This window comes from Pseudomonas koreensis, assembly GCF_012986595.1.
GTDB classification, from domain to species: domain Bacteria; phylum Pseudomonadota; class Gammaproteobacteria; order Pseudomonadales; family Pseudomonadaceae; genus Aquipseudomonas; species Aquipseudomonas koreensis.
The window spans coordinates 412,785-426,521 of record NZ_JAAQYM010000003.1 but is presented as its reverse complement, the minus strand read 5'-3'; the positions used below and the strand labels follow the sequence as shown (position 1 = coordinate 426,521).

Genomic DNA, 13,737 nt, shown 5'->3' with positions numbered 1-13,737 from the left:
ACCCGCCTCAGACTTGTTCGAGCGCCTCGTTCAGGGCGCGCTCCAGGTCGGCCTTGTAGCGCAGATACAAATTGCTTGAGCTCTGACCATCACCGAGCAGGCCCGACAGGTCCAGGTCGGTGATGTAGCAGCGATAGCGCTCGGTTTCGCGGCGTTGCTCGACGATCTCCCGGGCGACCACGCGAAACAGCTGGTCGCCATGTTCCAGCTCGCTGAATTCCCGTTGATTGCAATACAGGGTGACCTGCACCTCTCCTGGCGCAGCTTTGCCGATGATCGCCTGCACGTCGTAGAACGGTTTGTTGACCGGGGTCTGCGGCGCCGGCCGGGCTTCGACCCGTCGTGCGCGTCCGGGGCCCGAAGGCAACAACTGGTAATACAAAGTCTCAAGGCCGATCGCCGGGCTGCCCTCCATGGGCAACAGGGCTTCACGCCGGTACTGGATCGATTGCAGGAAGCGCTGCAGCGGCACCAGCAGGCTCTGCTCGTCGTGATACGGCAAACGCTGCTGCCACAGGGCGTTGAACTCATCAAGTACGTACAACTCGGCCTGATGTTCGGTGATCCGGTAGAACACCTGAATCGCTTCCGGCTGCCCCATCGGCAGGATCAATGCCAGATCGTGCTCCTCCAGCGCCATCGGATCGAGGTGCAGCGGGCTGTAACGTGCCTGCTCTTCGCCAAGATAATCCAGCAGCGCCGGCAATGTCGCGAGGGCCACGTGATTGACCTGGCCCGGCACCAGTTCCAGCACGTGATAGTGCTGCTGCACCTGAATCAGGTAGCGATGATTCAACTCACTGAGCAGCAGGGTTTGCGCGGTATCGACGATCTCTTCAACGCGACGGGCAATGAACTGCGCGCGGTTGTGGCAAAAGCAGCGCACCTTCAGCGCTGGCTGTTGCCGGCCACGTGGCAGGTTGTTGAGGTAGTCGCGCAGGCAGTCGAGCAGCGCGTGGGGACCGTCGAAGCGGTTGACCAGCACTTCGTTCCAGCTGTTGAGCGTGACCTGATCCAGGGTCAATACGAGGTTTTCGCGCACTCCGGCGTAACTCAGCGAGTCGGTGCGCTCGGTGGTCATCAGGATATTCAGGTCGCGGTGATGCTTGAGCGGATCGACCCCGACGTTGACCAGCATCAGCACCTCGCTCGGCACGGCGGCGCGCAGCAACGGCTCTTCGGCGACGGTGGGCAAGGGCAGGGCGATGCTCTGCTGCAGGCTGCCGAGCAGGTTGAACAGTTCGAACTCGCTCAAGTCACTGGTGCCCGGATGCAGGGCCAGGCGGGTGCTGCTGTCGATCACGCCGTTGCGATGGCACCAGGTGAGCAGTTCGAGCAACTCGCGGCTGCGCTTGATCGGTGCGAAGTGTTCCCACTCCAGCGCGGTCAGGCTGCCGTTGTACAGGCCCCACTGGGTTTGCCCGGGCTCTTTCTTGTTCGGCGACTGCACCAGGGTCAGGGTGTCTTCGGCCAGATCCGGGGCGATCCCGGGGTTGATGAACTCGACTTTGTCGGCCTTGCGCTCGAATGCCGCGTACAGGCGACGGCCGAGGACGTTGAGATCACGTTTATTGATCAGGCTGACGGTCTGTTCGGTGCGGGCGAACTGGGTCAGGAAGCGATAGCTGTAATTCAGCTCGTTGACCAGCGCACGGCGTTCGGCACTGACCTGACGGACTTTCCACTGGCTGCGGCTGTCGAGCAGCGCCAGTTGTCGCTGGTCCCAATGCCATTCGCTGGCCAGACGCTCCAGCAGCGAACGTTGCCAGCTCTGGGTGCGGCTGTTGCCGGTGAGCTTGCGATTGACCTTCAGGTACAGCGCGCGGCGCACCAGCTCCAGTCGCTCCGGTTCATTGCGCGCCGTGAGGTATTCCTCTATGCGCCGGTACACCACCATGTACGGGTCCAGCTCATCCAGATCCAACTGATTGGCGAACACCGCTTGCTTGAAGCGCAGGCTCAGACACTGCACTTTCGGGTGTTCACTGGCGTAGACCTCGGTCAGCAGCAGCTTGAGCACCGACTTGTAGGGTGACTCGATGCCCTTGAACAACTGCCACAGCCCGGCACCGATGAACTCCCCCGGCGGAATGGTCGCGAGATGGCCGAGGTCAAGGGTTTCGTCGGCGCGGATGAAACGCTTGGACAGCAAGGTGTCGGTGTAAAGGTCGTAGGCGCTTTCCTCGTAGACCGGCACCAGCCACCAGATCGGCGTGCGCCCGGCCAGCCAGATCGCCGTGCGGTAAAACTCGTCCAACAGCAGATAGTGCTGAGTGGTGCCGCAGTTTTCGGAGCTGAGCTGGGTATCGCGTTCACCTTTGACGAAACGCACCGGGTCGATCAGGAAGAAATGCGCCTCGGCGCCCTGCGTCGCGGCCCAGGCTTCAAGCAGCTGACACTTCTTGCGCAGTTCGGCGAGCTCGTTTTCGCTCAGGTCCGGCGCGTGGCAGACCCACACGTCCATGTCGCTCTGATCGGCCTGGGCCAGCGTGCCGAGGCTGCCCATCAGGAACAGCCCGTGAATCGGCCGCGGCGGGTTACTGCCGTGGCGCGGCTTGTAGGAGAACGAGCGAGTCAGGCGTTGCGCTTCGGCGAGGGTATTGGCATCCGGCTCATAATTCGACAGACCGGCCGGAGTGCTGCCCGAGACATAACCCGGCAGCAGCGGGTGATTGACGTGGAAGAACAGCGGCAGAAGCGTCAACACGCCCTGCTGGCGCGTCGACAGGCCTTCGAGTGCCCGGCCGAGGCGGCCTTCGTTGAGCTTGAGAAAACGCGCGCGTAGCTGGCTGAGGACCTTGCGGTCGATGCCTTCGTCCAGATCGGGGCGGATTTCATGGGTGCGCGTCATGTCAGCTCAAACCGGCTCGCGGGCTCGGACGAAGAAGGTCTCGGAATGGGAGGCAGTTTAGCCTCTGAACCGCGGGACTTTTAAGCTGAATTTGTTTTTGACGTCAGATTTTTAACGCGGGGCGGTGAAGTGGGCCCGCGGAAATCCCGTGGCAGGAGTTCCCGTGGGCAAAGACGGGAAAATCAGGCGGTTTCCTGCTCTCTCAGAATGGTCAGCACGGTTTGCACATTTTGCGCGGCATCGCGACCCAGGCTGGTCAGATACCCGCCATCGGGCTGGTCGGTGAGTTCTTTTTCGAAGAGACGTTGGGCAGCAGCAATGTGTTTCGGGGCAGCGGTCTGATGAATTTTCAAACCTTCCTGGGAACTGTCCAGGTTGAAGAGTGCGAGGACTTCCAGTTCGGCAACCAACTCAGGGGTAAGCGACATAAGGACTCCAGACTTTCTAGGAATTGGACGACAGCGCCCCTAAGGTGAACCCGCTTTTGCGGCATGTCCAGTGCCTGAATCAGGGTTTTCGCCCAGGGATGCTTTTTGTGGCGAGGGAGCTTGCTCCCGCTGGGGCGCGCAGCGGCCCCAAAATCTGACGACTGCCAGGCAGCCGAGCGGGAGCAAGCTCCCTCGCCACAGAGTCTAGTCTGGAAAAACGGGTTTACTGCTTTTCTGGCGGCAACTCGGGCAGCGCACGCAGTGCGGTTTCATACCACTCGGTATTGAACGCGCGGTCCTCATCAAGCATCGAGTCAATCTCGTAGGCCAGCACGTGCGCCATCAGGTTGAGGATTTCTTCGCGCTCGACGCCCACCAGGGTCAGCTTGTTGAAGGTCGCCTTGGCCGCTGGCGGGTTGTCGCTTTCGATCTGGTTCTCGATGGCTTCGATCAACGTCGCCTCGGTGAACTCTTCTTCGTCGTTGTCGATGTCTGTCGGCTCGCTCATGGCAGGCTCCTCAAGGAAAGGCGCCAGTTTACCCGCATTCAGCGGCGTGATGCTGCTGGCAGGATCGAGTCCGACGATCTATAAACAGTGACCGCCCACCCCGCACGGCCTGGAGGCTATGTGATGTTCAAGCTCTACGGATTCCCTGTCAGCAACTACTACAACATGGTCAAACTGGCGCTGCTGGAAAAGGGCCTGGCGTTCGAAGAGGTGACGTTCTATCCGACGCCGACCCCGCAATCGCTGGCGATCAGCCCGCGGGGCAAGGTCCCGGTGCTGGAGGTCGAAGGCGGTTTCATCAATGAAACCTCGGTCATCCTCGAATACATCGAGCAGAACGCGCAGGGTACGCCGCTGCTGCCTGCCGACTCGTTCGAGCGCGCGCAAGTGCTGGCCATGGCGAGGGAAATCGAGTTGTACATCGAGCTGCCGGGGCGCGCTTGTTATGGCGAGGCATTTTTTGGAATGACCCTGCCGGACGCGATCAAGGAGAAGACCAAGACCGAACTGTTGCTCGGCTTTGCGGCGCTGGGACGACACGGAAAATTCTCTCCGTACGTGGCGGGCGACAGTCTGAGTGTTGCCGATTTGTATTTCCTCTACAGCGTGCCACTGGCGTGTGCGGTCGGGCAGAAACTGTTCGGGATCGATTTGCTGGCCGAGATGCCGAAGGCCAAGGCGCTGCTGGAGCGACTTGAGCAGAATCCGCATGTGCAGAAGATTGCGGCGGACAAGGACGCAGCGATGCCGGCATTTTTGGCGATGATCGCAGCCAAGAAGTGAGTTTTATATCGCTCTGAAGGAAGCCTTTCGCGAGCAGGCTCGCTCCCACAGGGGGGGTTGTCGGCCACAAATTTTGTGTTCAACAAAAATCCAAATGTGGGAGCGAGCCTGCTCGCGAAGCTTTTGCTGTTAGCGGCTGGCCAGCAGGGCCTGACCGCGAACAACCGCAGCCTTGACCTGCGCCGGTGCAGTCCCGCCGATGTGGTCGCGGGCATTCACCGAGCCTTCCAGGGTCAGCACGGCGAACACGTCCTGCTCGATCTGGTCGCTGAACTGACGCAGTTCTTCCAGGCTCATCTCAGCCAGGTCCTTGCCAGTGTCGACGCCGTACTTCACCGCGTGACCAACGATTTCGTGGCAATCACGGAACGGCAGGCCACGGCGCACCAGGTAGTCCGCCAGGTCGGTGGCGGTGGAGAACCCGCGCAGTGCCGCTTCGCGCATGATCGCGTGCTTCGGCTTGATCGCGGGGATCATGTCGGCGAACGCCCGCAGCGAATCGCGCAGGGTGTCGGCAGCGTCGAACAGCGGTTCCTTGTCTTCCTGGTTGTCCTTGTTGTAGGCCAGCGGCTGGCCTTTCATCAGGGTCAGCAGGCCCATCAGCGCGCCGAACACACGGCCGGTCTTGCCGCGTACCAGCTCTGGCACGTCGGGGTTTTTCTTTTGCGGCATGATCGAGCTGCCGGTGCAGAAACGGTCTGGCAGATCGATGAACTGGAACTGCGCGCTGGTCCACAACACCAGTTCTTCGGAGAAACGCGACAGGTGCATCATCGCGATGCTCGCGGCCGAGCAGAATTCGATGGCGAAGTCGCGATCGGACACGTTGTCCAGCGAGTTGCCGCCCACGGCATCGAAGCCCAGCAGTTGCGCGGTGTATTCGCGGTCGATCGGGTAGGTGGTGCCAGCGAGTGCGGCACTGCCCAGCGGCATGCGGTTGGTGCGCTTGCGGCAGTCGACCAGGCGCTCGTAGTCGCGGCTGAGCATTTCGAACCAGGCCAGCATATGGTGGCCGAAGGTCACTGGCTGCGCAGTCTGCAGATGAGTGAAGCCCGGCATGATGCTGGCGGCTTCACGCTCGGCTTGCTCCAGCAGGCCTTTTTGCAGGCGGGTGATCTCGGCGAGGATCAGGTCGATTTCGTCACGCAGCCACAGGCGGATGTCGGTGGCGACCTGGTCGTTGCGGCTACGGCCGGTGTGCAGTTTTTTGCCGGTGACGCCGATGCGGTCGGTCAGGCGTGCTTCGATGTTCATGTGCACGTCTTCGAGGTCGACGCGCCAGTCGAACTGGCCGGCCTCGATTTCGCCCTGGATGGTCTGCAGACCATCGATGATGCTGTCGCGCTCGGCATCCGTCAGCACGCCGACCTTGGCCAGCATGGTGGCGTGGGCGATCGAGCCCATGATGTCGTGGCGATACAGGCGCTGGTCGAAAGTGACGGAGGCGGTGAAGCGGGCGACGAAGGCGTCGACGGGTTCACTGAAGCGGCCGCCCCAGGACTGATTGGTCTTGTCAGTGCTCATGAATTCGCTCGTATCGGCTTGGAGAAAGAAGGCGTGAAACGCTGGCGCGGATAATAACAGGGTTGCCAATCCTGTCGCTGACACCGGTCGATACGTTTTTTTCTCATCTGCTCGTTCATAGTCGGCGCTGTCTGTGGGGGATTTGCGCAAGGATATTTTTCGATTGAGCAATATCGGCCCGGCGAGCGTCTACAGTTGGACATAAGGGTCGGCGCGACTGCGGATCGCACAAAGGTCCGGACGCCGACTATAAGAAGAGGGGGCGGGTGGATTGTTCTTTGGCAAACCCCGTGAAAAACGCAGAAAACAGCGGGCTTTGAGCAGTACGACCCGGACACTGGCAAATATTGCTGGCCGACGTACGGCACTTTTTGGCGCTCGGGCTAGTCTTAGCGTGGATCGCGGTGACGGATGTCACTTCACCTGTCTACGCTATCCTTGTGCGAGACTCACGCAGGAATCCAGCGCAATATGAATGTCCTGATCGTTGATGACGAACCACTGGCTCGCGAGCGCCTAAGCCGCATGGTAAGCGAGCTCGAGGGTTACACAGTTCTGGAGCCCAGCGCCACGAATGGCGAAGAGGCGTTGGCGCTGATCGACAGCCACAAGCCGGATATCGTGCTGCTCGATATCCGCATGCCGGGCCTCGATGGCCTGCAGGTCGCTGCCCGTCTGTGCGAACGCGAAACGCCGCCGGCCGTGGTGTTTTGCACCGGCCCCGATGAATTTGCCGTGGAAGCCCTGCAGGCCAGCGCCGTGGGCTATGTGGTGAAACCCGTGCGAACCGAACATCTGCATGACGCCCTGAAACGGGCAGAACGTCCCAACCGGGCGCAACTCTCGGCCCTGACCCGCCCCGCCGCCGAAAGCGGCAACGGCCCGCGCAGTCATATCAGCGCCCGAACCCGTAAAGGTATCGAGCTGATCCCGCTGGATCAGGTGGTCTACTTCATTGCCGATCACAAGTACGTGACCTTGCGCCATGAAAGCGGTGAAGTGCTGCTGGACGAACCGCTCAAGGCGCTCGAAGACGAATTCGGCGAGCGTTTCGTGCGCATTCACCGCAATGCGCTGGTCGCCCGTGACCGCATCGAACGTCTGCAACGCACGCCGCTGGGGCACTTTCAGCTGTTCCTCAAGGGCCTCAATGGCGATGCGTTGATCGTCAGCCGCCGCCATGTGGCGGGCGTGCGCAAAATGATGCAGGGCCTGTAACCCGGTCATTCCGGGCGGCTCTGAAGTCTTTTTACCAGGCATTGCCGGCCAGGGAGGCCACGCCGTTTCTGATTCAAGTCAAAGTGGATTTGACTGAGCTGTTATTATCCGCCGTATCTATTCAGTACGGATTGATCCATGTCCTCTCGCGAAATCCGCATCGCCACCCGTAAAAGTGCGTTGGCCCTCTGGCAGGCCGAATACGTCAAAGCCCGTCTGGAAGCGGCCCATCCGGGTCTGCTGGTGACGCTGGTGCCCATGGTCAGTCGCGGCGACAAGCTGCTCGACTCGCCGCTGTCGAAAATCGGCGGCAAGGGCCTGTTCGTCAAGGAACTGGAAACCGCGCTGCTGGAAAACGAAGCCGACATCGCCGTGCACTCGATGAAAGATGTGCCGATGGACTTCCCCGAAGGTCTGGGTCTGTTCTGCATCTGCGAACGCGAAGACCCGCGTGATGCGTTCGTTTCCAATACTTATCAAAGCCTGGATGCGCTGCCCGCCGGCGCCATCGTCGGCACCTCCAGCCTGCGTCGTCAGGCGCAACTGCTGACGCGTCGACCGGATCTCGAGATCCGCTTCCTGCGCGGCAACGTCAATACCCGTCTGGCCAAGCTCGATGCCGGTGAGTACGACGCGATCATCCTCGCGGCAGCCGGTCTGATCCGCCTCGGTTTCGAAGACCGCATCACCTCGGCGATCAGCGTCGACGACAGCCTGCCGGCCGGTGGCCAGGGCGCGGTCGGCATCGAATGCCGTAGCGCCGACACTGAAATCCACGCCTTGCTGGCGCCGTTGCACCACGCCGATACCTCCTCGCGCGTCACCGCTGAGCGTGCCCTCAACAAACATCTGAATGGTGGCTGCCAGGTGCCGATCGCCTGCTACGCCGTGCTCGAGGGTGAGCAGTTGTGGTTGCGTGGTCTGGTCGGCGAGCCGAGCGGTGGCAAGCTGCTCAGTGCACAGGCGCGCGCACCGCGTGCCGATGCCGAGGCGCTGGGCGTGAAGGTCGCTGAAGACCTGCTCGGCCAGGGTGCCGACGACATTCTCAAAGCGGTGTATGGCGAGGCAGGTCACGAGTGACCGGTTGGCGAGTGCTGCTGACGCGCCCTGCGGACGACTGCGCGGCGCTCGCCGCGGTGTTGGCCCAAGAAGGTTTTTTCAGCAGTTGCCTGCCGCTTCTGGACATCGCACCGCTGCCGGTTTCTGACAGCATGCGTCAGGCGATGACAGAGTTGCCGCACTGCAGCGCCGTCATCGTGGTCAGCAAACCGGCGGCGCGAATTGCGCTCGATCTGCTCGATGCCTTTGGCCTGCACTCGCTGTCGATGCCGTGGTTCAGCGTCGGTGCGGCGACCGCACAGATTCTTCGTGATCGTGGCCTGGACGTGCACTTCCCGGCCAGCGGCGATGACAGTGAAGCGTTGCTGCAATTGCCGCGTCTGCGCGAAGCCGTCACCCGGTCCGGCGCGCAGGTGTTGATCCTGCGCGGGGAGGGTGGCCGCGAGCTGCTCGCCGAGCGCCTGCGCGCACTAGGTGCTAGTGTCGAGTATCTGGAGTTGTATCGGCGTGACCTGCCGGCCTACCCGCCGCAAGAGCTGCCGCGGCGGATTGCAGCGGAACGCTTGAACGGGCTGGTGGTCAGCAGTGGACAGGGTTTCGAGCACCTGCGCCAAATGGCCGGCGATGCCTGGCCGGCGATTGCGCAGTTGCCGTTGTTTGTTCCAAGCCCAAGGGTCGCCGAGCTGGCACGTGCCGCCGGGGCTCAAACAGTTGTGGATTGCCGCGGCGCGAGTGCCGCGGCTTTGCTGACGGCGTTACGGGAGCATCCCGTGCCCGTTCTCTAATGCAAAGGATGGATACGTGAGCGAAACAGCCTTGCCTAAAGATGACGTCCAACCTGTGATCGATGCCCAGGTTGAAACTCCACCGCCGGCCAAAGAGCCGCGCCGAGGCAACGGACTGGCCATTGTCGCCCTGTTGCTCGGCGCTGCCGGCGTGGCGATTGGTGGCTGGGGTGTCTGGCAGGTGCGGCACCTGCAGACCAACACCGCACAACAGTCAGGCCAGGTACAGGCGCTGAACGATCAGGCGCAGAGCCTGAAGCTCAACGAACAGCGTCTGACCGAGCGCCTCGCGCAATTGCCGGGTGCTGATGAGCTCGCTGAGCGCCAGCGTCTGGTGACGCAACTGCAAGGTGATCAGCAGCGCCTCAACCAGCGTCTGGAAACCGTCCTCGGTGCCAGCCGCAAGGACTGGCGTCTGGCCGAGGCCGAGCATCTGCTGCGTCTGGCCAGCCTGCGTCTGTCGGCGTTGCAGGACATCAGCAGCGCCCAGGCGCTGGTGCAGGGTGCCGACGAAATTCTCCGTGAACAGAATGACCCAGGCTCGTTCGCCGCCCGCGAGCAAGTGGCGAAAACCCTGGTCGCCCTGCGCAGCACCGAGCAGCCGGATCGTACCGGGCTGTTCCTGCGCATTGGCGCGCTGCGCGATCAGGTCATCGAACTGACCGAACTGGCGCCGGAGTACAAGGATCGCGGCGAATCATTGTTGGGTCTGACCGCTGACGGCGATGGCGCAAGCCGCTGGGCGCAGTGGTGGGATCAGATTTCCCGCTACATCCGCATCGATTTCAACGCCGACAAGAATGTGAAGCCACTGCTGGCAGGGCAGAGCCTGAGCCAGGTACGCCTGGCCCTGAGCCTGGCGCTGGAGCAGGCGCAGTGGGCGGCGCTCAATGGTCAGGCGCCGGTTTACACCCAGGCATTGACCGAGGCGCGGGACGTGCTCAAAGGTAATTTCAATCCGGACAATCCGCAGAGCAAGGTCATGCTCGAGCAGGTTGCCGAGCTGAGCCAGCAACCGGTCACGGTCAAGACGCCAGACCTCACCGGCACGCTGAGTGCGGTGCAAGGCTACCTGGAGCGACGTAACGTCAACGCTGAAGAATCGGTGAAACCGTTCGCCAAACCTGCCGCCAACACCGCGCAGGAGACCACGCCATGAAACGCCTGTACGTGATCGTGTTTCTGGTGATTGCCGCGACAGCGGCATTGGGCCTGGCGATTGCCGAGCACTCCGGGTACGTGCTGATTGCCTACAAGAGCTTCCGCTACGAGGCGAGCCTGTGGGCCACGCTGGGGTTGATCGCGGTGCTGTGGCTGCTGATCTGGGGCATCAAGGCGCTGGTCGAACTGGTCATGGCCTCCAGTGGTGTGGTCAATCCCTGGTCGCGGCGTAACCGCAGCCGCCGGGTGCAGGTGGCGATCGAACACGGTCAGCTGGATCTGGCGGAAGGGCGTTGGGCCAGCGCGCAACGTCATCTGTATCGCGCCGCTGAAGCCGAGCGCCAGCCGCTGTTGTATTACCTCGGCGCGGCACGCGCGGCCAACGAACAAGGCAAGTACGAAGAATGTGATCAGTTGCTCGAACGTGCGCTGGAGCGCCAGCCGCAGGCCGAACTGGCGATCGCTTTGAGTCATGCGCAGTTGCAGACTGATCGCGGCGACACCGAGGGAGCACTGGTGACCCTGCAGGCGATGCACGAGCGGCATCCGCATAACGTGCAGACCCTGCGTCAATTGCAGCGCCTGCACCAACAGCGTGGCGACTGGTCGGCGGTCATTCGCCTGTTGCCGGAACTGCGCAAGGACAAGGCACTGCCGGCGGCTGAGCTGGCCGAGCTCGAGCGTCGCGCCTGGGGCAACAACCTGTCGCTGGCCGCGCACCGTGATGAGGATGGCAAAGTCGGTCTGCAGTCGCTCAATCGCGCCTGGGAGCAGTTGAGTGCCGCGCAACGCCAGGAGCCGGCGCTGGTGCTGGCGTATGCCGAACAACTGCGTCAGCTGGGGGCTCAGGTCGAAGCCGAAGAACTACTGCGCAGCGCCCTCAAGCGCAAGTACGACAGCCACTTGGCCCGACTGTATGGACTGGTGCGCGGCAGCGATCCGGCCCGTCAGTTGCAGACTGCCGAAGGGTGGCTCAAGGAGCATCCGGGCGATGCAAGCCTGTTGCTGACCCTGGGGCGTCTCTGCCTGCAAACCAGCCTGTGGGGCAAGGCCCGGGATTATCTGGAGAGCAGCCTGCGAGTGCAGCGCAATCCGGAAGCCTGCGCAGAGCTGGCACGCCTGCTGGCGCAACTGGGCGACACCGAGCGCAGCAACCAGTTGTTCCAGGAAGGTCTCGGACTGCTCGATGAGCGTCTTCTGGCCGCACCACTGCCAGTACCGGTTCACGCTTGAAATAACGAGGGAGAATGCTCCCTCGTTAACGCTCAGCGAACGGAGAATGTCCTTTTCGTGGGCGTCCTAGGCAAAGTCCTACAATGGACTACACCGATTCCTCTCGCGCCTGTCGGGTTTTCCCTACACTTCTGATGAACTGTCGGCAGGGACCTGCCTTGAAAGGCTGACAAGCTTTCCTCTACCGTAACTGCCTGTCTCTACTGTTACGGAAAAGCCATGTCGTTGGCCTGTTCACGCTCCTTGTTTTTCACGGCTTTCACTGCAGCGGCGCTGGCCCTGGGAGCTTCCTATTACCTCGAATACGCGGTCGGGCTGACGCCCTGCAGCCTGTGCCTGGCGCAACGGTTCTTCATGACGTTGCTGATCGGCTGTTGTGGCCTGGCGGCGGTTCATGGGCCGCGGCGTGTCGGCCTGTCGCTGTACTGGATGAGCGCGCTTTGCATAAGCCTGGGCGGGACCATCGCCGCCTGGCGGCAAGTGTTGTTGCAGAGCGATCCGCTGTTGCAAATGACTCACTGTGCACCCGATGCCGAACCCCTGTTCAGCAATCTGCCGTGGCTGTGTGCCACGGTGCGCATGTTTAAAGGCAGTGCCGATTGCGCGGAAATTTCCTGGACACTGTTCGATCTGAGCATTCCGGAGTGGAGTCTGCTGTTCTTTGTGGCGATGTCGATCCTTGCGATGTACCAATTGCTGCGGCTGGTCTGGAGCGCTCTGCAACGACCGCTCAGCGGCGAAGCGTCGCACCGCACGTTGGTCAGGGATTAAACACTTGTATGAACTTTATCTCCTGCGTACCTTGAAGCCATAGGCGTGCGGGCATAATCTGGCCCGCACGTGTCATTGGATTTATGTTGCTCGATGACGCTCTGCCCGGTCGGCCTCCAAGCGATAACAGCCAGAAGAGGGGCGCGGGTGTAGAGCAGCATGACCCACAAGGGAAGAGAGATCGCCATGCTCGAAAGTTGTCAGAATGCTCAGGAACGTTGGGGTGGAGTTCATCTGCTGATCGACCGCTGGTTGCAAGAGCGTGAAGAGCTGATCGGCGCCTACGACAGGCTCGGCGCGCAGCCTGAGTCGCTGTCCGAGAGTCGCAAGCCCTTGCAGGAATTCTGCGGTGTGCTGGTCGACTACGTCTCGGCCGGGCACTTCGAAATCTACGAACAGCTGACGGGCGAAGCCAAGGCGTTCAACGACAAGCGTGGCCTGGAACTGGCCGACACGATTTACCCGCGCATCGACGTGATTACCGAGAAGCTGCTGGCGTTCAACGATCTGTGCGACGCGGGCAAATGCGTCGCCGAGAAGTTCAAGGAACTGGGCGGCCTGCTGCACGAGCGCTTCGAGCTGGAAGACTGCCTGATTGAAGTGCTGCACACGGCACACAAGCAGGAAGATCCGGTTCAGGCTTGATTCGTTTCTCGCAGACATAAAAAAACGCGGTGCGCCGAAAGCGCACCGCGTTTTTTTATGCCTGCGTGCTGGGTGCGATCAGCTCGTTGCGCCCCGCAACTCGACCTCAAACACCAGCGGCGTAAACGGCGCAATCAGATCGCCCGCACCGTCAGCGCCGTAGGCCTGATCCGATGGAATCACCAGTCGCCACTTGGCACCCACCGGCATGTTCTGCAGCGCAGTACGCCAGCCGGCAATCACGCTGTCGAGGCTGAACCATTGCGGCTGAGTGTTCTGATCGAACACCGTGCCATCCGGCAGTCGACCGACATACAACACCTGGACTTTTCCATCCGGACCAGCCTTGGCACCGGTGCCCGGCGTCAGTTCGGTCAGCAGAATGCCGTCGGCCAGTTCCTTCACGCCTGGCTTGGCTTTTTCGGCGGTGAGAAAACGTTGCTCGTTTTCCATCGCGGCATCGCTCGAAGGCAGCGAAGAGTGTTCGGCATTTTGCGATTCATGATCAGCAAGGATCTGCTCGATCCGTGCTTCGCTCAGCGCCAGGGGCTTGCCTTGATAGGCCTGCTGCAAACCTTCGACCAGTGCCTGGATCTGCAATTGCGGAACCTCCTGACGCAGCCGTTCACCGAGGCTGGCGCCGAGGCTGTAGGCCAGATCGTGGGCGTCGTTCGCAGTGGTTTTTTCGTCGGCGTGGGCGGCGAAAAAAATCATGCAGAGGGATAAAAAAAGGTAGCGCGACATGGGCACTCTCCGTCCTGAGATGCGGGC

General features: G+C 61.6%; 13 protein-coding genes and 1 pseudogene. 9 read left to right on the top strand and 5 right to left on the bottom strand.

Annotated features, from left to right (window positions below):
* Positions 1–7 precede the first annotated feature (7 nt).
* The 3 genes from HBN98_RS11475 to HBN98_RS11465 all read right to left on the bottom strand — a co-directional run bounded on the left by HBN98_RS11475 (position 8) and on the right by HBN98_RS11465 (position 3,787).
* Positions 8–2,851 carry a class I adenylate cyclase gene (locus HBN98_RS11475; RefSeq protein WP_083367572.1) on the bottom strand — a complete coding sequence of 948 codons (2,844 nt, stop codon included), beginning with the start codon at positions 2,849–2,851 and terminating at the stop codon, positions 8–10.
* Between the two features lie 182 nt (positions 2,852–3,033).
* A complete protein-coding gene (locus tag HBN98_RS11470; protein ID WP_039757399.1) occupies positions 3,034–3,279 on the bottom strand; it encodes a TIGR02647 family protein in 246 nt (81 codons plus the stop codon).
* A gap of 223 nt (positions 3,280–3,502) precedes the next feature.
* Positions 3,503–3,787: a hypothetical protein gene (locus tag HBN98_RS11465; protein ID WP_083367573.1), complete on the bottom strand. Its 285-nt coding sequence runs from the start codon at positions 3,785–3,787 to the stop codon at positions 3,503–3,505.
* A gap of 123 nt (positions 3,788–3,910) precedes the next feature.
* Between HBN98_RS11465 and HBN98_RS11460 the strand changes: the two genes are divergently transcribed.
* Positions 3,911–4,570 (top strand): glutathione S-transferase family protein, encoded by a 660-nt coding sequence (locus HBN98_RS11460; RefSeq protein ID WP_083367574.1) that lies wholly within the window; start codon positions 3,911–3,913, stop codon positions 4,568–4,570.
* Positions 4,571–4,699: 129 nt separating this feature from the next.
* Here the strand turns inward: HBN98_RS11460 and argH are convergent, their stop codons facing one another.
* Complete coding sequence (argH, locus tag HBN98_RS11455; RefSeq protein ID WP_083367575.1) at positions 4,700–6,094, bottom strand: argininosuccinate lyase; 1,395 nt, start codon at positions 6,092–6,094, stop codon at positions 4,700–4,702.
* Between the two features lie 334 nt (positions 6,095–6,428).
* Here argH and HBN98_RS28255 point away from each other — a divergent pair.
* The 8 genes and pseudogenes from HBN98_RS28255 to rsd all read left to right on the top strand — a co-directional run.
* Positions 6,429–6,569, top strand: a pseudogene (locus HBN98_RS28255) (sensor histidine kinase); the annotation flags it as partial.
* On the top strand, positions 6,566–7,312 hold the full coding sequence (locus tag HBN98_RS11450; RefSeq protein ID WP_003229385.1) for a LytR/AlgR family response regulator transcription factor: 747 nt from the start codon (positions 6,566–6,568) through the stop codon (positions 7,310–7,312). The pseudogene HBN98_RS28255 and the gene HBN98_RS11450, both read left to right, overlap by 4 nt.
* A 138-nt stretch (positions 7,313–7,450) precedes the next feature.
* On the top strand, positions 7,451–8,392 hold the full coding sequence (gene hemC / locus HBN98_RS11445) for a hydroxymethylbilane synthase (protein WP_064589778.1): 942 nt from the start codon (positions 7,451–7,453) through the stop codon (positions 8,390–8,392).
* The gene (locus tag HBN98_RS11440) at positions 8,389–9,156 is read left to right on the top strand and encodes a uroporphyrinogen-III synthase (protein WP_083367576.1); all 768 of its coding nucleotides are present in this window, start codon (positions 8,389–8,391) and stop codon (positions 9,154–9,156) included. Before hemC ends, HBN98_RS11440 begins: the two co-directional genes overlap by 4 nt.
* Positions 9,157–9,172: 16 nt before the next feature.
* Positions 9,173–10,315 carry a uroporphyrinogen-III C-methyltransferase gene (locus HBN98_RS11435; protein WP_064589776.1) on the top strand — a complete coding sequence of 381 codons (1,143 nt, stop codon included), beginning with the start codon at positions 9,173–9,175 and terminating at the stop codon, positions 10,313–10,315.
* Positions 10,312–11,550, top strand: coding sequence for a heme biosynthesis protein HemY (locus HBN98_RS11430; protein WP_064589775.1), 1,239 nt, complete (start codon positions 10,312–10,314; stop codon positions 11,548–11,550). The genes HBN98_RS11435 and HBN98_RS11430 overlap by 4 nt, the downstream gene beginning before the upstream one ends.
* Before the next feature lie 219 nt (positions 11,551–11,769).
* The gene (locus tag HBN98_RS11425) at positions 11,770–12,321 is read left to right on the top strand and encodes a disulfide bond formation protein B (protein WP_064589774.1); all 552 of its coding nucleotides are present in this window, start codon (positions 11,770–11,772) and stop codon (positions 12,319–12,321) included.
* A gap of 186 nt (positions 12,322–12,507) precedes the next feature.
* Positions 12,508–12,966: a sigma D regulator gene (rsd, locus tag HBN98_RS11420; protein WP_083367577.1), complete on the top strand. Its 459-nt coding sequence runs from the start codon at positions 12,508–12,510 to the stop codon at positions 12,964–12,966.
* Between the two features lie 78 nt (positions 12,967–13,044).
* On the opposite strand, the gene HBN98_RS11415 is transcribed toward rsd, so the two are convergent.
* The gene (locus HBN98_RS11415; protein WP_064589772.1) at positions 13,045–13,710 is read right to left on the bottom strand and encodes an FKBP-type peptidyl-prolyl cis-trans isomerase; all 666 of its coding nucleotides are present in this window, start codon (positions 13,708–13,710) and stop codon (positions 13,045–13,047) included.
* Positions 13,711–13,737 lie beyond the last annotated feature (27 nt).